General features: G+C 46.8%; 20 protein-coding genes and 2 tRNA genes. All 22 read right to left on the bottom strand.

Going from position 1 to position 19349, the window contains the following annotated elements; genetic code table 11:
- Positions 1 to 16: 16 nt before the first annotated feature.
- The 22 genes from lysS to yabP all read right to left on the bottom strand — a co-directional run bounded on the left by lysS (position 17) and on the right by yabP (position 19297).
- Positions 17 to 1522, bottom strand: a complete 1506-nt coding sequence (gene lysS / locus NXZ84_RS12730) for a lysine--tRNA ligase (RefSeq protein WP_258840715.1) — start codon at positions 1520 to 1522, stop codon at positions 17 to 19.
- Between the two features lie 118 nt (positions 1523 to 1640).
- On the bottom strand, positions 1641 to 2645 hold the full coding sequence (gene dusB, locus NXZ84_RS12725; protein ID WP_258840714.1) for a tRNA dihydrouridine synthase DusB: 1005 nt from the start codon (positions 2643 to 2645) through the stop codon (positions 1641 to 1643).
- 40 nt (positions 2646 to 2685) lie between these two features.
- Positions 2686 to 3261: a 2-amino-4-hydroxy-6-hydroxymethyldihydropteridine diphosphokinase gene (gene folK / locus NXZ84_RS12720; RefSeq protein ID WP_258840713.1), complete on the bottom strand. Its 576-nt coding sequence runs from the start codon at positions 3259 to 3261 to the stop codon at positions 2686 to 2688.
- Between the two features lie 18 nt (positions 3262 to 3279).
- Entirely contained in the window at positions 3280 to 3654 is a 375-nt protein-coding gene (gene folB / locus NXZ84_RS12715; protein ID WP_258840712.1) for a dihydroneopterin aldolase, read from the bottom strand.
- A gap of 15 nt (positions 3655 to 3669) precedes the next feature.
- Complete coding sequence (gene folP, locus NXZ84_RS12710) at positions 3670 to 4530, bottom strand: dihydropteroate synthase (protein WP_258840711.1); 861 nt, start codon at positions 4528 to 4530, stop codon at positions 3670 to 3672.
- A gap of 30 nt (positions 4531 to 4560) precedes the next feature.
- Positions 4561 to 5427, bottom strand: a complete 867-nt coding sequence (locus NXZ84_RS12705) for an aminotransferase class IV (RefSeq protein ID WP_258840710.1) — start codon at positions 5425 to 5427, stop codon at positions 4561 to 4563.
- A gap of 1 nt (position 5428) precedes the next feature.
- Positions 5429 to 6037, bottom strand: coding sequence for an anthranilate synthase component II (locus NXZ84_RS12700; protein WP_258840914.1), 609 nt, complete (start codon positions 6035 to 6037; stop codon positions 5429 to 5431).
- Positions 6038 to 6140: 103 nt separating this feature from the next.
- Entirely contained in the window at positions 6141 to 6611 is a 471-nt protein-coding gene (msrA, locus tag NXZ84_RS12695; protein ID WP_258840709.1) for a peptide-methionine (S)-S-oxide reductase MsrA, read from the bottom strand.
- Between the two features lie 135 nt (positions 6612 to 6746).
- Positions 6747 to 7676, bottom strand: coding sequence for a cysteine synthase A (gene cysK, locus NXZ84_RS12690; RefSeq protein ID WP_258840708.1), 930 nt, complete (start codon positions 7674 to 7676; stop codon positions 6747 to 6749).
- Positions 7677 to 7766: 90 nt separating this feature from the next.
- Complete coding sequence (hslO, locus tag NXZ84_RS12685; RefSeq protein ID WP_258840707.1) at positions 7767 to 8636, bottom strand: Hsp33 family molecular chaperone HslO; 870 nt, start codon at positions 8634 to 8636, stop codon at positions 7767 to 7769.
- Positions 8637 to 8699: 63 nt separating this feature from the next.
- Complete coding sequence (locus NXZ84_RS12680; RefSeq protein WP_258840706.1) at positions 8700 to 9059, bottom strand: globin domain-containing protein; 360 nt, start codon at positions 9057 to 9059, stop codon at positions 8700 to 8702.
- Positions 9060 to 9112: 53 nt separating this feature from the next.
- Entirely contained in the window at positions 9113 to 9904 is a 792-nt protein-coding gene (locus NXZ84_RS12675) for a type III pantothenate kinase (RefSeq protein WP_258840705.1), read from the bottom strand.
- Positions 9905 to 10028: 124 nt separating this feature from the next.
- Positions 10029 to 11951, bottom strand: a complete 1923-nt coding sequence (ftsH, locus tag NXZ84_RS12670; protein ID WP_258840704.1) for an ATP-dependent zinc metalloprotease FtsH — start codon at positions 11949 to 11951, stop codon at positions 10029 to 10031.
- Between the two features lie 68 nt (positions 11952 to 12019).
- Complete coding sequence (hpt, locus tag NXZ84_RS12665; protein WP_258840703.1) at positions 12020 to 12559, bottom strand: hypoxanthine phosphoribosyltransferase; 540 nt, start codon at positions 12557 to 12559, stop codon at positions 12020 to 12022.
- 47 nt (positions 12560 to 12606) lie between these two features.
- Positions 12607 to 14025 carry a tRNA lysidine(34) synthetase TilS gene (gene tilS, locus NXZ84_RS12660; protein ID WP_258840702.1) on the bottom strand — a complete coding sequence of 473 codons (1419 nt, stop codon included), beginning with the start codon at positions 14023 to 14025 and terminating at the stop codon, positions 12607 to 12609.
- A gap of 187 nt (positions 14026 to 14212) precedes the next feature.
- The gene (gene spoIIE / locus NXZ84_RS12655) at positions 14213 to 16681 is read right to left on the bottom strand and encodes a stage II sporulation protein E (RefSeq protein ID WP_258840701.1); all 2469 of its coding nucleotides are present in this window, start codon (positions 16679 to 16681) and stop codon (positions 14213 to 14215) included.
- 437 nt (positions 16682 to 17118) lie between these two features.
- Positions 17119 to 17601: a ribonuclease FAU-1 family protein gene (locus NXZ84_RS12650; protein ID WP_258840700.1), complete on the bottom strand. Its 483-nt coding sequence runs from the start codon at positions 17599 to 17601 to the stop codon at positions 17119 to 17121.
- Between the two features lie 96 nt (positions 17602 to 17697).
- Positions 17698 to 17774: transfer RNA gene (locus NXZ84_RS12645), tRNA-Met, on the bottom strand.
- A 36-nt stretch (positions 17775 to 17810) separates the two neighbouring features.
- Positions 17811 to 17886, bottom strand: a tRNA-Met gene (locus tag NXZ84_RS12640).
- 146 nt (positions 17887 to 18032) lie between these two features.
- On the bottom strand, positions 18033 to 18425 hold the full coding sequence (locus NXZ84_RS12635; protein ID WP_258840913.1) for an FtsB family cell division protein: 393 nt from the start codon (positions 18423 to 18425) through the stop codon (positions 18033 to 18035).
- Positions 18426 to 18431: 6 nt separating this feature from the next.
- Positions 18432 to 19004, bottom strand: coding sequence for a spore cortex biosynthesis protein YabQ (gene yabQ, locus NXZ84_RS12630; protein ID WP_258840699.1), 573 nt, complete (start codon positions 19002 to 19004; stop codon positions 18432 to 18434).
- Complete coding sequence (gene yabP, locus NXZ84_RS12625; RefSeq protein WP_258840698.1) at positions 19001 to 19297, bottom strand: sporulation protein YabP; 297 nt, start codon at positions 19295 to 19297, stop codon at positions 19001 to 19003. Before yabP ends, yabQ begins: the two co-directional genes overlap by 4 nt.
- Between the last annotated feature and the right edge of the window lie 52 nt (positions 19298 to 19349).

Here is a 19349-nt window from a genome sequence, read left to right as displayed (position 1 = left end):
CTTACTCTATTACTGTTTACGCCTCATTATTCCCGGTTTCTTGTCGCATAGTAGGGAAGAGAAGAACATCACGGATGGAAGCGCTGTTGGTAAGGAGCATGACGAGACGGTCGATCCCGATTCCGAGACCCCCAGTTGGCGGCATGCCGTACTCCATCGCTTCGAGGAAATCTTCATCCATCGGATGAGCTTCATCGTTACCCTGTGCTTTTTCTGCCATTTGTGCTTCAAAACGTTGCCGCTGGTCGATCGGATCATTTAGTTCAGTGAAGGCATTGGCATGCTCACGGCCCACGATGAAGAGTTCAAAGCGATCGGTAAAGCGTGGATCTTCCTCGTGTTTACGTGCCAAAGGTGAGATTTCCAGCGGATGACCGTAGACAAAGGTAGGTTGAATCAGTTTCTCCTCTACCTTCTGTTCAAAGAATTCATTGACGATATGACCAAACGTCATCGTCTCCTTTACACCTACGCCATGTTCTTTCGCTAAGCGATGTGCCTGTTCGTCGCTCATCTCTTGTTTAAAGTCAACGCCCGTCTCTTCTTTGATCAGCTCTACCATCGAACGACGTGCCCACGGTGTGCCTAAGTCGATGCTGTATTCACCGTAAGTGAGGGTGGTCGTCCCCAATACCTCGTGTGCAATATGGCGCACCATTTCCTCAGTCAAATCCATCATATCATGGAAGTCGGCATACGCAGCATACAATTCCATCATGGTAAACTCAGGATTATGTCGAGTCGAGATCCCTTCGTTACGATAGACACGACCCACTTCATATACCTTCTCCATTCCACCTACAATCAAGCGCTTCAAGTGCAACTCAATCGCAATGCGCATATATAGTTCGATATCGAGTGCGTTATGGTGCGTAATAAAAGGACGAGCCGATGCGCCGCCGGCAATATTGTGTAAAGTAGGAGTTTCTACTTCTAAGTATCCCGCACCATCTAAGTAACGACGCAGCGCCCGAATAATATGGCTACGAGCGACAAACGTATCTTTTACTTCTGGATTCATCATAAGATCGAGGTAGCGTTGGCGATAACGCATCTCCACATCTTTAAGTCCATGATATTTCTCTGGCAGTGGACGCAGCGATTTACTGAGGAACACCACTTCATCCGCCTTAACGCTGATCTCTCCTACCTTCGTCTTAAAGATCACGCCGGAAACCCCGATCCAATCACCAATATCGGCTGTTTTAAATACATCGTATTGGGTTTCCCCGACACGATCCCGTCGCACATAGATTTGCATGCGACCACTTACATCTTGCAAATGTGCAAACGATGCTTTCCCCTGTCCCCGTTTTGCCATCAGACGTCCTGCGATCGTCACTGTTGCTTCTTTTTCCTCTAGCTCTTCTTTGCTATAACCATCATAAGCTTGTACGACATCAGCTGCTGTCGCCGTTCGTTCAAACTTCTCCCCGAAGGGCTTCACGCCCAGTTCCGTCAAACTCTCCAATTTTTCACGTCGAATACGTAACAACCCATTGCTCTCCATCTCTTGTGACAACTTGGTTCACTCCTTTACAAAAAAGACGGGAGTTCCCATCCCGTCTTCTCTCCTGCCTCTTATTGTATAGTAGAATATAGCGGATGGGCAAATCCGATCGCAAGATTTATCCGATCAATTACACCATTTTTGCCGCTTCGCGCTCCCGTTGCTTCTCTTCTAGATCTTTAACAAACTGAATCATCACTTGTGCCATTCCCTCGCGCGTCTCTTGAGATGTAACAACATCCTTGATGCGAGCCGACCCTCGCATCCCTTTTAGATACCATGTCGCATGCTTACGCATCTCACGTACCGCAACTTCTTCGCCACGCAGGGCAATCAACCGATCCATATGCACCAATGCAACATCAATTTTTTCTTGCGGGGTTGGTTCTGGTAGCAGCTCCCCCGTCGTCAAGTAGTGAACCGTACGATACAACATAAAGGGATTACCCAATGCTGCCCGTCCAATCATAACGCCGTCACAACCCGTTTGCTCCAACATGCGTCGTGCATCTTCCGGTGTGGCGACGTCACCATTACCGATCACGGGGATCGAAACGGCTTCTTTCACATCGCGAATATGGTTCCAGTCCGCTTTTCCCGTATATAGTTGTTGGCGGGTTCGTCCATGCACCGCTACCGCTTGTCCGCCAGCACGCTCGATCGCCTGTGCATTTTCGACCGCTAAGATATTCTCATCATCCCAGCCGATGCGCATCTTTACTGTGACTGGCTTTTCGACCGCTTCAACCACAGCGGATACCATCTCTTCAATCTTACCAGGATCAAGTAGCCAGCGTGCACCCGCATCACACTTCGTAATCTTAGGAACGGGGCACCCCATATTAATATCAATAATATCTGCGTTGGTCTGTTCATCTACCACTTTTGCTGCTTCTACCAGGGTTTCTTTATCGCCACCAAAAATTTGTAAGCTGAGCGGTTTCTCCCGTTCATCTACAAACAACATGCTTTTCGTACGCTCATTACCCGCTAAAATCGCTTTATCGCTTACCATTTCCGCACAGACAAGTCCTGTACCAAACTCTTTGGCAATCAGACGAAAGGCGGGGTTACACACCCCTGCCATCGGGGCGAGCACGACATTATTCTTTAAGGTAACCGGTCCAATTTTCATCCCCTGTTCCTCCCTTCTCAAGTACTATATTTTTACGTTATCAAACAGGTGTATGATGATCTTCATTCTGCTTTCCCCCAGGAATCAGAGGAAGCGTACGTGCTATTTTCTTAACTTCATTTGCTTTTCCATCCACCGTGTCCGCCATCCATTGACTCGCCGTCTTCCCGCTACCAACGATCGGAACATGAGGGGCGATCTCTACTAGTGGTAGCAACACGAAGGCGCGTTCATGCATGCGTGGGTGAGGGATACTCAACTCCTCGGTCACGATCTTCTGCTCACCGTACAAAAGCAAGTCAATATCAATCGTGCGCGGTCCCCACCGCACTTCACGCACACGTTCCAGCTGTTGCTCGATCGCTAACGCCTCGCGCAGTAGATCTTGTGGGGATAGTGACGTTCGCATGGCAATCACCATGTTTAAAAAATGAGGCTGATCCACATAGCCGACCGGGGCCGTTTCATAAAGCGACGAAACCGCCTCCAACCTATTTTGTGGCGGCTGGATCAGACGTATAATCGCTTCTCGCAAATAATGTTCTCGCTCTCCCAGGTTGGAACCTAATCCGAGATAGGCGAGCCTCTTCTTCTCCTTCATCCATGCCCACCTCATCTCTTTTTTACCCTTACATCACCGGTCTGGTCTTTCCGACCGTCGGCGGTAGATCTGAACACCAACCGCTTGATAGTGACCCGGGATGGGGGGATCTGGTTTGGTTAGACGGACACTCACTTCTTCAATCGGAAAAGCGGCAAATAACTGACTGGCAATCCGTTCTGCTACTGTTTCTACCAGGTCGACAGGATTTTCTTCCACTTCTTCTTTTACCACTGAATACACTTTGGCATAGTCAATTGTCTGCTTCAAATCATCTGCTTCCGCCGCTGCTCTCAAGTCAATCCCTAGCTCCAAATCAACCAGAAAACGTTGTCCCAATTTGTTTTCTTCTGCAAATACACCGTGGTAGCCATAAAAAGCCATCTTCTCGAAAAAGATGGTGTCCATTACATCCCATCCCTTCTATACTTGTGCTACAGCTTGAATCGCATCAATCATCCTGGTAACCCGGACCATCTCTTTCACATCATGAACACGCACTAGTGAACAGCCTTTGCTTATCCCCCACGCAACAGTGGCGGCGGTGCCCTCCACTCGTTCTTCCACAGGAAGGTGTAGCGTGTGTCCAATCATCGACTTACGGGATGTTCCTAACAAGACGGGGTAACCCAGCGCGACGATCTTCTCTAGATCTCGCATAACATGTAAATTTTCCTCTACACTTTTAGCAAAACCAATACCCGGATCGAGTATGATCTTATCTTGCGCAATTCCTGCCGCTTCCGCGATTCGCACACTCTCCTGTAGATCAGCACATAGATCCGCGATCAAATCCTCATACCTGCTCGTCGTACGATTATGCATCAAGATCACAGGCACACCTGCTTCCGCAATTACCGCCGCCATCTGCTCATCCTTTTTACATCCCCATACATCGTTAATCAGATGTGCGCCTGCTTGTAATGCTTGGCGTGCCACTTCCGCTTTATACGTATCCACTGAAAGTGGGACATCTACTTCCTGCGCTAATCGTTCTACAATTGGAATTACCCGTTCCAACTCTTCATTCATCTCTACGGGAGTAGCATCCGGACGAGTCGACTCCCCACCGATGTCGAGCAGATCTGCCCCTTCTGCCACGAGCTGATGTGCATGACGCAACGCTTGCTCCATGCGATCGTAACGCCCTCCATCGGAAAAGGAATCGGGTGTAACATTTAGTATGCCCATCACGACCGTGCGCTCATGAATAGGAAGTGAGTAACTGCCCGCCATAAGTGGGCGCTTACCTGATCTTCTCGTTTCCTGAGCGGATAATGACATGTAAAAACCTCCTCCATGCTTAACCCTTTTTTACAAGCAGTGGGTACTTTGTAATCGCATCGTCCACTGTTGATAGTGCTGGCGCAGTTTCATGGTGACAGGACCTACTGGAAATTCCCCAATCCCCTCTACTCCCGCAATCGGAACGATCTCCACAACTGAATTGGTAATGAAGATTTCATCTGCATCTGCCAGGTTTGACAAGCCATATGCGCCTTCTTCTACGCTATAGCCAATCTTTTGTGCTAGCGTAAGCACAAAGTGGCGGGTTACACCCGGAAGAATCCCCAGATCAGTAGTAGGTGTGTACACCGTTTCATCTTTTACAAAAAAGAGATTGCTTACAATTCCTTCTGCCAACCAACCTTCCTTGGTTAACATCAACCCTTCCACCTGTGGAAAATCATGAACCTCCTGCCGTGCTAAAACACTATTAAGGTAGTTGTGCGACTTTAAACTTTCTGTGCCAGCCGGTACTTGTCGGGGAAGAGAGAGTGGCTGTAACCACTTTCCCTCTTTATACAACGACGCATCCGTTTGAGGTAAGGGGCGCATAAAGACGACTGTCGTCGGAGTAGCATAAGAAGAGACGGAGAGACCAACGCCCTCCGCTCCACCTGTCACACTAATACGAATCACACCATCTGCTTGTTTATTCTGTTGCGACACTTTCGCTATAATCTGCCGCCATTCTTCTTCCTGATATGGTGAGGTGATCCGAAGGCGTCTTAGTCCTACTTGCAGGCGTTCAAGATGGTCTCGCCACAAAAAAGGATATCCCTCATACAGCCGTAGGGTTTCGAACAGACCCACTCCATAGAGGAAACCATGGTCCATCACCGAAACCGTCGCTTCTTGCGCTGGAACCATCTCACCATTTAACCAGATCCACTCCACTTTAAACCGTTACTCCACTAGAAAGAGGCGTTCCATCCTGGACCACGTAATAACGTAGGAATTGAGACAGTAACTGTTTACCAGCTTCGCTTAATATGGATTCTGGATGAAATTGAACCCCTTCGATGGGCAAATTTCGATGACGAATCCCCATAATCTCGCCTTCCTCTGTAAAAGCGCTAATCTCAAATTCCTCAGGGAGGCTCTCTTTCTCCACTATGAGGGAATGGTAGCGCGTAGCGACAAAGGGCTGTGCAATTCCCTCATACATCGTTTTGTTATCGTGATGAACAAGTGAAGTTTTGCCGTGCATCAATCTTTCTGATCGCACAACATGTCCACCGTATGCTTGTGCAATGGTTTGATGCCCTAGACACACCCCTAAAATTGGAATCTCCCCTGCCAATTCTTTCACCACGGACAAACAGATTCCCGCTTCATCTGGATTACCAGGGCCAGGGGAAAGAACAATAGCCGCCGGTGGGTTCGCCTTAATTTCTGCGATTGTGATAGCGTCGTTGCGCACAACACGTAAGTCTTGTCCCATTTCGCCCAAGTATTGCACTAGATTATAGGTAAAAGAATCGTAGTTATCTATCATCAATATCATCATATTCACCCTACTTTGCCCTGCTTCTTATTTATCCATCAGTGTACACTATATCCGTTGAGGTGAAAAGGATAGGATTGCTGGCAAGAATATAAAGCGTGCCTCACAAATGGCACGATCCCATCCCCCGTTTGTGTAAGTATCGCTGATGATACTCTTCGGCACGATAAAAAGGAGCTGCTGGTGTAATCTCTGTTACGATCGGACTTTTATACTTGCCCGACTTCTGCAGTTCCTCTTTTACTTGCCGCGCCACTTCTTCTTGGTGTGGGCTATGCGTAAAAACAGCGGAGCGATACTGACTTCCTATATCAGGTCCCTGCCTATTCTTCGTAGTTGGGTTATGGTTTTCCCAAAACACATGTAACAACTCACTATACTTTACTTCATTCGGATCAAAACTAATCTGCACAACTTCGGCATGACCCGTACGATCACTACACACCTCTTCATAGGTAGGGTTATCTTTCTCTCCGCCCATATAGCCAACAGCTGTATCTTTAACACCAGGCAACTGTCGGAACAGCTCTTCTACGCCCCAAAAACAGCCTGCGCCAAACGTTGCTTTTTCCATTGCGATCACTCCTATATTTTTAGTATATGCTCCATCATTCTCTATCTAACCTGAGCACTCCTGCTCTCGTCTAACTATATAAACGAAACCCTCTATCCACATTCATGAGATAGAGGGTTGAGCCTATGTTGTAACTTACTCTTCTTCAAATTGATACAACACTGTCGATAGATACCGTTCTCCTGTGCTTGGAGCTACTGCCAACACTTTCTTGCCCGTGCCTAAGCGGCGAGCCATCCGCATGGCGACCGCAACGGCTGCTCCCGTTGAAATCCCACATAAAATGCCTTCTTCCCGTGCCAGGCGGCGACCATATTGAATCGCCTCTTCATTGGAGACGGTCATCACTTCATCATATAAATCAGTTTTAAGAATACCAGGTACAAAGCCAGCTCCGATTCCTTGAATTTTATGGGGACCTGGCTCTCCCCCAGACAAGACAGGGGAATCTTGCGGCTCGACGGCGATCAGTTGCACTGTAGGCAGTTTCTCTTTTAGCACTTCGCCTACACCAGTGATCGTACCGCCTGTTCCGATCCCTGCTACAAATGCATCGAGAGAACCTTCCATCTGCTGCAGTATTTCCACTGCCGTTGTCTCCCGATGAATTTTTACATTGGCTGCATTTTCAAATTGTTGCGGCACAAAATATGTGGGGTTTGCGTCTGCGATCTGAGTCGCTTTCGCAATCGCTCCTTTCATCCCTTCCGCTCCTGGGGTGAGAACAAGTTCTGCACCATACGCACGTAAGAGATTGCGTCGTTCCACACTCATCGTATCTGGCATCACCAACAGTGCGCGATATCCTTTCGCCGCCGCCACCATCGCTAACCCAACACCGGTATTTCCACTGGTCGGCTCCAGGATGGTGTCTCCAGGATTAATTTTCCCTTCCTTCTCCGCTACTTCTATCATAGACAGAGCAATCCGATCTTTGACTGATCCACCTGGATTAAACGCTTCCAGTTTTAGATAGATATCAGCATCTGCTTTCCCCACGATGCGATTCAGACGAACAATCGGGGTATGTCCGATGAGTTGCAAAATATCTTGGCCCACACGCATAGTTATAGCCTCCTATTCCTAGCTGTTAACTCGACATTTAATTGCAATCATCATACCAGTTGAGTTAGACGATGTCAATTAATTTTTTCCTTATTCAGGTAACAACGATTCAAGCTCTTCCTTACTTAGCTGATACGGCTCATTACAAAAATGACAAATCACTTCCGCACTTCCCTGTTCCTCAATAATTGCTCTAATCTCTTCTGCGCCAAGTTTTTGTAGCATCGTTCGAATACGCTCGTACGAACACTTGCAGTGAAAATGAAGGGGAGTTTTATCCAACACCTTCATCGAGTCGCCCAATAACATTTGCAGGAGATCTTCAGGAGTCGCGCCTTCATCCATCGCTTTTGTTACTGCTGGCATCGTATGAATTTGCTGCTCCACTTGTTCCACCATTTGCTCATCTGCACCTGGCATTACTTGAATGAGAAACCCACCAGCCGTACGGATACTTGCGTCCGTATCAACCAACACACCTACTCCGACTGCAGAGGGGATCTGTTCTGACATGGTGAAGTAGTAAGAGAAATCGTCCCCAATCTCTCCACTCTGGATAGGGCTGCTACCACGATAAGGATCTTTTAATCCAAGATCCTTTATCACATGAATCATTCCTTGACCAATACCTGCACCTACATTTAGTTTCCCCGCTGCATTAGGGGGAAGTTCCACGTCCGAATTTTGTACATAGCCACGTACATGACCACTTGCATCTGCATCGACCACGACAGGACCTAATGGACCGTCTCCTTGAATCTGTATCGTAAGCTGATGCCGCTCATCTTTTAACATCATTCCCATCATCGCCCCTACTGATAGCGTGCGACCAAGCGCAGCACTAGCAATTGGATACGTATGATGACGACGGTGTAATTCATTTAATATCCCGGTCACTTGCACCGCAAAGCCACGAATCTGCCCATCCGCTGCTGTCACTCTTATGCCGTAATCCTCCATATAGACACCTCTCATCGTAAATGAAAACCCCCACAAGACGGGGGTTTCCTCTAGTTCTCACTGTTAGTTGCGAACGATAAATGGCTTTACTGAACGCAAAAATGCTTCCACCTTCACCCGATGATCGAGATCCACATCGTGATCACGTAATACTCGGGTCAGATGCCGGATTGTAATTTCGAACTGCTCATCACCTGCATTGAGCGGGCCATAATCCTCTTTAAAGCCCCCCTGCGGTGGCGGTCCACCTAAAACAAAACCGATAAAAAGAGCTTGTCTTTTTGCTAACATATCCATATCAATGCCTTGATATAAGTATTTCACTTTCGGATCTTGCAACAAACGTTCGTGAAACTCCTTCACGAGTGGACCAACAAACGCTTCTCCCCCTCGTTGTTGATACAAATTAGGATTACTCGACACTTTTTTCCCCCACTTTCCTCTGTAGCCCGCTATACATCTTCAATACCCTTGCTCTACTTGTCTTTATGATATACCATTCCTTCTCTATTTCGTTCATAAATTAAACGCAATCCAACTAACGTCAGGCTGGAATGGATCACATCAATGGTTTTGGTCTCATCGCAAATCAGTTCCGCTAACCCACCCGTAGCAACCACTGTAGGTTTTACAGTTAGCTCTTTCTTCATACGTGAGACCACACCATCTACCACACCCACATATCCATAAAAAATCCCCGCTTGTACCGCCTTAATCGTATTCCGACCCACTACGCTTTCCGGTTTTACAATTTGAACACGCGTCAACTGTGCTGCTGAACGATATAGGGCCTCGGTCGAAATATTTACCCCCGGTGTAATCGCTCCCCCAATGTAATGTCCACGCTCGTCAATAAAACAAAAGGTAGTTGCTGTACCAAAGTCAACCACAATAACAGGAGCACCGTATAGTTCAATGGCTGCTACGGCGTTCGCAATCCGATCCGCCCCTACTTCACGTGGATTCTCATATTGGATATTTAGTCCCGTCTTCACTCCGGGGCCAACCACTAGGGGAGTCATTCCAACATACTTTTCAGCCATCATCGTCAGAACATGTGTCAACGGTGGAACCACAGACGAAAGTACGACGCCCCCAAAATGGGCTGCTGACAATCCTTGTTGATAGAAAAGATTATGAATTAACATACCATATTCATCTTCTGTTTTATCACGATCGGTATGGATACGCCACTGGTAAATCATTTCCTCGCCTTCCACTACACCGATAACAATATGGGTATTGCCCACATCCATCAATAACAGCATAGACTCACCACCCTTCCCATCATCACATAAGAAGGGGGTTGCTCTCCGCCTTTGTGTGCAAGGCTTTTGAGAACAACCCCTTCTTTTTGCTCTGCTAGGTTACTCGTGAACTTTGCCTGTGCGCTTATACTTCTTCGTCATCAGACTTCTTGGTCACATCAATCTCTTCATTACGCTCGTCATTCTTGTTACCTTGAATATTGACGCGGATTTTTTCGTCCAGTTCTGGATCCCCTAATTTGCCCTTCTCCATCAACTGTTCGATCTCTTCTGCATCCAAGGTTTCTTTTACGAGCAAGGTTTGTCCTAGTAGATCTAAGAGCTCCCGCTTTTCAATAAGCAAGTTTTTCGCGCGATCATAGCATTGACGCATCATATCTTGCATCTCTTGATCAATCTCGTATGCAATCGCATCACTGTAATTAGGCTCGTTCCCAATATCACGACCGAGGAATACTTGCCCGCCTTGTGAGCGACCAAACTGCATCGGTCCTAAACGTTCACTCATCCCATACTCAGTAATCATACTACGAATGATCTGGGTTGCCTTCTCAAAATCATTGTGCGCACCGGTACTAATTTCCCCAAAAATAATCTCCTCCGCTACTCGACCACCGAGTAGCCCTGTCACACGATCCAACAATTCGTTTTTCGTCATGAGGAAGCGATCTTCTTTCGGAAGCATAACGACATATCCACCCGCTTGTCCGCGCGGTACGACCGTTACCTTATGTACTGTATCCGCATGTTCTAAGAAGTACCCCACCACCGCATGTCCACCTTCGTGATATGCGACAGTTTTCTTTTCCTTCTCACTGATAACGCGGCTTTTCTTTTCTGGACCAGCAATCACTCGATCAATCGCTTCATCCACTTCAGCCATGGAAATCATCTTCTTATTGCGCCTTGCTGCTAATAGTGCCGCTTCGTTCAACAAGTTTTCCAAATCTGCACCTGTAAAGCCTGTTGTCCGCTGAGCGATAATATCTAGTCTCATATCCTCTTCCAACGGTTTGTTGCGTGCATGTACGCGCAATACCGCTTCACGTCCTTTTACATCTGGACGGTTTACGATAATTTGGCGATCAAAACGACCCGGACGTAGAAGTGCAGGATCTAAGATATCTGGCCGGTTCGTTGCCGCCATCATAATAATTCCTTCGTTGGCACCAAAACCATCCATCTCTACGAGTAATTGGTTAAGAGTTTGTTCACGTTCATCATGTCCGCCACCCAGACCTGCACCACGTTGCCGACCGACTGCATCAATTTCATCAATAAAGATGATACAGGGTGCATTTTTCTTTGCGGTCTCAAACAAGTCACGCACACGAGAAGCTCCGACACCTACAAACATTTCCACAAAATCCGAACCAGAAATGCTGAAGAAAGGTACCCCTGCTTCACCTGCTACTGCACGAGCAAGCAATGTTTTCCCCGTTCCGGGAGGTCCAGAGAGCAATACACCTTTCGGAATTCGTGCACCCACAGTGGCAAACTTACGTGGGTCCTTAAGGAAATCAACTACTTCGACGAGTTCCGCCTTCTCTTCATCAGCTCCGGCGACATCGCTAAACGTTACTTTTTTCTTCTCATCGTTATACAGTTTAGCTTTACTTTTCCCGAAGTTCATTACTCGGTTGCCGCCACCCTGCGCCTGATTCATCATGAAGAAAAAGAAGAGAACGATCAAAGCGATTGGCAGTATCGAGGTTAAAAAGGCGAACCATAAGGAGTCACCTTGTTCTTCTTCCATATTGATTTTAACGTTCTTATCACTTAGTTGAAGAATGACTTCATCAAGCATAGGGGCTGTTGTAATAAAGGATTTCTCCTCTTTCCCCGTATATTTTCCCTCGATGTAGTATGTTCCGCTTTCAGGACGAACGGTTACACTTTCCACCTGATTAGCGTTTAATTTATCCTGGTACTCCGTATACCCAATGTTTTCTGTCTCCGTTCCATTTCCAGACACCATACTGATGACTGCAACGGCGACAAGGATGATTATTATAAAAAAAGCGACGTTCCGAAAGATGCCTTTCATCCTTGACCTCCTCTCAGATTACCCTATTATTAATTGTACCATAGTGGCTTACAAGCTCACAACTTGCATCACGCTTGATATACTTCCTCTTTTAACACACCGATATAAGGTAAATTACGATAATGTTCACTATAGTCTAGCCCATATCCCACAACAAACTCATCCGGACAATCAAAGCCGTAATAATCTGGTTTTAAATTGACCGAACGATGTGTCGGTTTATCGAGCAAGGTAACCACTTTAATCGTTTCCGCGTTGCGATGATGCAGAAGATCGATGAGGTGACTTAAAGTAAGTCCTGTGTCAATAATATCTTCCATTACGAGAACATGACGCCCCTCTACACTCGCGTCAAGATCTTTAATGATTTTGACCACACCGGATGATTTGGTAGATGCACCGTAGCTGGATACATCCATGAAATCCATTTCCAGTTCAATATCCATCGCGCGCACCAAGTCCGCCATGAAGGGAGCGGCACCTTTCAAAACGCAGATACACAGTGGATTTAAACCTTTATAATCAGCAGTGAGCTGCTCACCGAGCTGTTGCACCGCACGGGCGATATCTTGCTCGCTAAATAACACTTCCTTAATGTTGTCGTGCATAAGAACCTCCTGAGTGTATGTAATCTCTTTCCTTCTCCACACAAAAATTAAACATGTGCTTCTTCTTCCCATATGAGCATTACTAACTCATCGCTGAGCGTCGTAACGGGCGCCCAATCGGAGCGACGTACCCCTGGAATCCAGATAATTGTTTCCCCATGGCAGACGATAGGTACGCGATCACGTATCGTTACCGGGATCTTGGCATCAATCAACATATCTTTTACTTTCTTTGTGCCGTTTACTCCCCACGGACGCATCCGATCACCTGTCCGTCGGCTTCTTACCACGACGGGCTCCCGCAAATAAGCGCGATCAAAAACAGCATAGTAAGAGCTAGTGTTTTGTAGTGATTCTATCTTCTTTTCTGTAATAATCACTGTCAGTTCGCCTGCAAAAGTAGGGAGCTTGATCGTACCTGGAATAGGAATACGTACTACACTTTCTACTGACTCTCTTTGTGGTGCTTGCTTTTTCATCTCAATCACCAGAAGCTGATATTGACGACGAGCAACCACCCCACCAGCGAGATCTACTGAAACAGATGGCTCTGCATGTTGAGCTAGGTACAGGGTTTGTGTAATTGCTGTAAATGTCTCTTCCTGCTCTGTAGAAGAGGATAGACATTTTAATATTAGTTTAATCAACCTTCGTTGTAAAGCGAGTGGCAACAAGAGCAGTTGTTCACACGCAAGAACCACCCGTCCTGCTTCTTCCGTTACAACAACGTCTTTTTTTGCTTGCTCCACATATAATCTCCACGCTTCCTCCTCCTTAGATACCATTTCTGCTAACGAGATCAGATGCTCTTTTACACGAGGTTCCATCTGTTGCAGCAATGGCACCACTTGTTGCCGGATTCGGTTGCGTGTATATTTTAGCGATTGATTGCTAGAATCCTGACGGGGCATTATTCCCTCTTGCTCACAATATTGCTCGATGTGTGAGCGCTCCACCCCTAATAATGGCCGTATCACCGTGACCGGAGGTAATGATCGAGTCACTGGAATACCTTGTAGCCCTGCTACACCCGTCCCTCGCAACAGCCGCATAATGATCGTCTCTACTTGATCATCGGCGTGATGAGCAACAGCCAGCTTCGTTGCCCCAGTCTGTTTGGCAATCTTGACGAATGCTTCATAGCGAAGTTGACGTGCAGTATCTTGCAGGTTCCCTTTCTCTGTCGCTAACACATCCCTTACAGAAATTTTCTCCGTGTGGCAGTCAATCCCCCAGCGCTTACACTGTTCTAATACATAGTTTGCATCCTCATCACTTTCACTTCCACGCAATTGGTGATCAATATGTACCGCTAATAACCTGCAGGAAAAACGTGGGGAAAGGGTATGAAGGATGTGTAGCAACGCCATCGAATCGGCCCCACCCGACACAGCGACCAAGATGAGTTCGCCTTCATCAATCCAGTCGTGAACTTCAATCTGCTGTGCAACCACATCTCTTACCATCTTCCCCCAACTCCCTTCTCTCTAGTACGAAACCTGAGGGGAGAACCCCTCAGGTAGCCGATAGATTTTCCACATTGTATCTTACTTTTCTTTGAAAAATCAACTTTGCACACATCGGTCATAAAGATGTAACAGCTTTCTCTTTCGCTCCACTCCTTTCTCGATACTACATCCCCCACTTATTTGTTCAACCTGCTTGTGGCCGTTCAACTGGTCCCACCCCCGGCAAACGAATGGTTGTCCACTCTGGGGTATGGCGCTGGACGCGAGCGACGATCACTGTCATATCGTCTTCAATCTCCCCTTTGTGATAACGAATCACTTTTTCCAACAAACAGTCAGCAAACCCTTGTGGATCCTTCGTTTCAATTTCCGCAATCAACCTTTTCATAAATGCTTCTTTATTAGCTGCATGATGCGGTGCATCGTAGATGCCATCCGTCATCATAATGATTAAATCACCCGGCTCCAGCTCCGCTTGCACTGGATCTACTTCGATATCCTGGATAATCCCTACTGGCAAATTCTCCGCCTCCACCTTATGGACCTCACGACCGCGTTTAATAAATCCAGGAGTACCCCCACTCTTTAAAAAACGTGCATCTGCAGTATTAAGATCGACTACTGCTAAATCAACCGTTGCATACACCTCATCGAGAGAGCGTAAATTAAGCATGGAATTTACTGTCTTCACTGCTTTTTGTTCATTCATCCCTGCGGTCAAAAGACGGCGTAACAACTGAAGAGCTGCGTTACTCTCTTGTTGAGCCCGATGACCGTTTCCCATCCCATCACTCACCGCCACCGCATACTTCCCTGTTCCTAAGTTGAGGTAGCAATAACTGTCCCCAGAAAGAAATTGCCCTCCTTTGGCTGCTCCTGCCACCCCCGTTTTCACTTCATAGCGTTGTGCTGATCCCAATGTAATAACCGCCCCTGCAGAACGCCCCTGTACCACTTTGCGATGAACAGCAATCGGCTCGCCCACAATTTCAGTCAACAACGGTGCTACCAACTTACGACACTCATCCAAAGCATCTCCATGTGGCAAAATCACCTCAATCTCCACTTTCCCCTCCTCTAAGCTTAATACTTCCACTTGTTGAATAGATAAACCTAACTCTTCTAACGCTTGATGTATATGACCTTCTTGCGCGGTCAGCACTTGTGTCTCCTGTTTGATTTCACATGAGAAGTCTTTCATCACTTCCGCTACCCCGCTCAACTGATCGGAGACCAAGCGGTTGGATTCCTTCAATCGCTCCCACCACTGCATGTCCCGTTCATACAGGTTGTAGCGCTCCTGCACTGAATCCACCACCTTTTGCGCTTTAACGCAGTGCTCTGCCCAAAACCATGGAACCTTTATGCGTTGATCCCCTCCCACTTCCACCATCGCCATCAGATCTGACATCCCTTGATAACTTTTCATAAATTGTTTCTCCCAACACTGCTCAAACTTGTGACAGGTGCGACATGTTTGATCCACTGTAGCTGAGATAAAACGATTCATGTATGCCTCATCCTGTTTTCGAAATTCCCCTCCATCCTCTCGAAACCGATCTGCTAATTCTTGAAATAGCTCAGTTAACTGTTCAATCTTGGCAGAGGTGACATCCCGCAAGCGCCGCGCATAATCTTGCTGAGTCTGCTGATACTCTTCTGTACCAGGAACCATCTTCCGCAATCTCTGTAGTACAGATGTAGGTGTCAGCAAAAAGAGCGAGACAGCCACCCCGGTCTCAAGTAAAGAGAGCCACACCTCCGTCGCTCCAGTCCCGTACAGAGCAAGCATAGAACTACCTAATATAAATCCGAGGGCCACCCCCCACCTCTTCCCTTCTTTAAATAAACCTGCTAGCATTCCCGCAAACGCTAAGAGACTAATCTGATATACAGCTTGTGGTTGGGATAAACACAATATCGTTCCCGCAACCACCCCTACTGCCGCCCCAACCATCGCACCTCCCACAAGTGCCAATATCAAGATCATGTACTGTGCTAAAATATGGGCCACAGATATCCCTTGCCATTCCCATGCCATCGCCCCTGTCAGTACAGAGCTAACAAGAATCACTAAGCTGATCATCTCTTCATTGCGTAGTTTCATCTGTCTCCTACGCGCTGTAAAGAAGGGTAATGATTGCAAAAAAATTAAGGTGAGAATCACACTTAGAAGCACATCCGCCATGGCCAGCAGCGCACTATAGCTTGTCCAACCTTCTAGCGAAAGCATCAATACATGAGCCGCACTTGTTGCAACAATGACCACCAGTGGCAAGTCATTGATGCGTCCCCGCCCTATCAGCATCAACCCCTTTTGTACCCCTACCAGAGTAAGAAGTAATCCTGTCATCCAACCCGCATGCTCTATTGAGTAAGTAAGCGCCCCTCCCATACAGGCGAGCATAGCCAACGGCCAAAAGCGTGTCCCTACGTGAAAGAGTACTGCCACAAAAGCGACGGCAAAAGGAGAAACCACATCCATAATCATCGCTCTTCCCAACAAGAAGCCCATCAGCAACATCGGTACATTCCATGAGTACATCCATTGCCGCATCCAAAGTCCACTTCCCCGTCTCCACTTACTCGCCATCACAACTTCACCGTTAGAACTAAAACCGATTCTCTCTAGCCATTGAGTCATACTCATCATAATTTTTCGGCACCCCCGTTTTTTTTCGGTGTGCCACTCATTATAACGGGGGCATATAGATAAGTTTGTCGTAATGCCTGTGTTATTAAAAAAATCTTCCGACAATTTATAAAGCGTCGTTTCTCCTTGTTGTTACGCGTATTTGCTTCTTTGTCTTTATCCCAAGTACAAACATGCGCTCCCCTAAGTTCGTACACATATGAGCGGCTTCCCTGTATGACCTTGTCGAGGCGCTATAGAAAGGGGAAGAAAACGACAAAAGTTTCGAAGATCTCCCATACTTTCCTCTCATATTTCTTTTTATCCACACACAAAAAAAGACCCGATTCCCTACGGAACGGGGCGATATTCAGAAGAACACTAGGGTTATACACGGCATAGGCCCTTCTTCACCTATGCACGAGTCGACAGTAACATTAGGAATCCCATGCTGTATATCACTCTGATGGCGACGGACCTAGTGGATGCATTTGGATTTTATGTAAATCTACTGGTATAAGTGCGCGCTTCATATGTAACTGAATCATCTTATGTAATGTCTTTAATGCGTGTACCTGCTGCCTTTTTTTCAATTGCCCCTTCTCGATTGAAACAGCAAACTCATCGATATCGATCACATGATAACGCCCATCCGGATATATGATGAGGTCTAATAACAAATCCACCATCACATAGCGTAAACGACTTGTTTGTCTCATATCCATGACATCGCAATAAAAATACAGAAATTTACCAGTGCGATCAAACACTTTTGAAATCGTATATCCTTTTTTTACAAAGTAATAGGTGAGGAAGATCCGTTTACCATCCGGATTAGGATATTGCGTTGCGAAGCAGTGTCGGCCACGCCAATCCCGTACTTCTTCTGTGTATGTTTTATTAATAGTTGTAAACTTAATCTTTTTAATCGTAACATCCACAATACCTCCTACCCCTCGTCATGAATATGAAAAAGAAGGCGCTAGCAAATACCCTCGCAGTACGAAGGTTGCCCCACGCCTTCCCCTTGCTTCCTATGGTAGCGGCGAAGGGACTCGAACCCCTAGCCTCACGGGTATGAACCGTACGCTCTAACCAGTTGAGCTACGCCGCCATAAGAATAGTAAGAAGTGATCCTCTTACTCGGTTTTGGTTGCGGGGGCAGGACTTGAACCTGCGACCTTTGGGTTATGAGCCCAACGAGCTACCAACTGCTCCACCCCGCGCCGTCTGTGTCACAAGGACTATTATACACAGAATGTAGAGAACAAGTCAAGGAAAAACGCGAGTTTTTTTCTATCATTATATCCTCACATACACACAAATAAAACCGGCTGCTTGTCCTATAACCAAACAGTCGGTTTACTCGTCCTTACCGTTCTGGTTCCGCATATGTTTCTTCCCCTGGCAGTTTGTAACCAAACTTTCGTGCGAGATACATCATATACTCATCCGTCTGTAAGCGTTCCACTTCTTTTTCTAACTTTTTTCGTTCCGCTTTCAACTGGGCAAACTCTTCTTCCACCTTTGCATACTCTTGCTCTTTTGCCTGTACTTTAAACGATTGATAGATGATTTCTCCACCGCTCCACAGAATAAAAACCACCATGATAGCTAACCAGAGACGGCGGCGACGTTTAACCCCCGGGGCTAGCACACGCTTCTTGGCCTGCGGCTTTTTCGCAGCAGGCTCTTCCGAAGAGCGACGTGTCTCGAACGAGACGATATGGGGTTCATCTGGATGTTGTGAACGTTTCAATACCATCACCCTTTACCTTTTTGAAAATAACCAGTCTCTCATCCTCTTCACCCTCCCCCACGCTAGACGCGCCATCCTATTCAACCAGCGGATAAGTGGAGCGAGTGGACTCGCCATCCACCTGAGTAACGGTGACAACAAGCGCCACACAATAGTCGCAATGGAGCGAGCCAGGCGCCATAACCAGGACAACAGAGAAACAACCAATACCCACAGCCAATATATCGGGCCACCGATCACCATGACCAGCATACGCACAAACTGATAAAAAATCAGCTCGATCATGGCAAAGGTTCGCTTCATCACATGAAACGCAGTCGCGCTAAACCAGTATTGATAGATTGTATACCCTCCGATCACAGCCACAAACACATAGACGCGCAACTGCCCCCAATTACTATAAAAGAGGAGACTAAAAACAAGGGATACACAGACGAGCCAATACATAATATCCACGACCGTGATCGTCCATCCTCGTAACGAGAAGCGGTGGATTAATACCCGATATCCATCCCAGATCACACCCATCATCCAACCCGAACCGATCATGCATAAGAGCGTGATCCACTGTGTGGATAGTGTCACCGGAATAACCTTCCAAACATACCTTTCACTTTCTCTGAGCGTGCCATTCCATCATCAAGGTAGCTCATTTCGTAGAAGTTCCCCTCAATCGATACACTTCCCTCGGCTAAATCTAGATTTTTAATATGCAGCTCGTCGCCACGAATCCCTAGATAGCCATACTCTGTATTTAGGAGAAACTCCTCACTATCAAAGCTCTCTACACTGGTCACACCCGTAACTTCCAAGGTGTTTCTGTTTACCATCGCAATCTCGTGTCGGCTACTACTACTCACATAGATTTCTTCTTCCATCCCTTGTCCCTCCTTTTGCTCTTATCATATGGACAAGGGGATGGAGATAGAA

Source organism: Mechercharimyces sp. CAU 1602, assembly GCF_024753565.1.
GTDB lineage: Bacteria > Bacillota > Bacilli > Thermoactinomycetales > JANTPT01 > Mechercharimyces.
This window is presented reverse-complemented; position numbering and strand designations above follow the sequence as displayed.

Bases quoted from the DNA above. Each gene is read 5' to 3' on its own strand.
- folK (WP_258840713.1), bottom strand. From the start codon at position 3,261: ATGAGGTGGGCATGGATGAAGGAGAAGAAGAGGCTCGCCTATCTCGGA.
- folB (WP_258840712.1), bottom strand. From the start codon at position 3,654: ATGGACACCATCTTTTTCGAGAAGATGGCTTTTTATGGCTACCACGGT.
- spoIIE (WP_258840701.1), bottom strand. From the start codon at position 16,681: ATGATGAGTATGACTCAATGGCTAGAGAGAATCGGTTTTAGTTCTAAC.
- NXZ84_RS12700 (WP_258840914.1), bottom strand. From the start codon at position 6,037: ATGATATTGATGATAGATAACTACGATTCTTTTACCTATAATCTAGTG.
- hslO (WP_258840707.1), bottom strand. From the start codon at position 8,636: ATGGAGGATTACGGCATAAGAGTGACAGCAGCGGATGGGCAGATTCGT.
- dusB (WP_258840714.1), bottom strand. From the start codon at position 2,645: ATGAAAATTGGACCGGTTACCTTAAAGAATAATGTCGTGCTCGCCCCG.
- NXZ84_RS12635 (WP_258840913.1), bottom strand. From the start codon at position 18,425: ATGGTATTGAAACGTTCACAACATCCAGATGAACCCCATATCGTCTCG.
- cysK (WP_258840708.1), bottom strand. From the start codon at position 7,676: ATGCGTGTGGGCCAAGATATTTTGCAACTCATCGGACATACCCCGATT.
- hpt (WP_258840703.1), bottom strand. From the start codon at position 12,559: ATGCACGACAACATTAAGGAAGTGTTATTTAGCGAGCAAGATATCGCC.
- yabP (WP_258840698.1), bottom strand. From the start codon at position 19,297: ATGGAAGAAGAAATCTATGTGAGTAGTAGTAGCCGACACGAGATTGCG.
- tilS (WP_258840702.1), bottom strand. From the start codon at position 14,025: ATGGTAAGAGATGTGGTTGCACAGCAGATTGAAGTTCACGACTGGATT.
- NXZ84_RS12675 (WP_258840705.1), bottom strand. From the start codon at position 9,904: ATGCTGTTATTGATGGATGTGGGCAATACCCATATTGTTATCGGTGTA.
- folP (WP_258840711.1), bottom strand. From the start codon at position 4,530: ATGTCATTATCCGCTCAGGAAACGAGAAGATCAGGTAAGCGCCCACTT.
- ftsH (WP_258840704.1), bottom strand. From the start codon at position 11,951: ATGAAAGGCATCTTTCGGAACGTCGCTTTTTTTATAATAATCATCCTT.
- msrA (WP_258840709.1), bottom strand. From the start codon at position 6,611: ATGGAAAAAGCAACGTTTGGCGCAGGCTGTTTTTGGGGCGTAGAAGAG.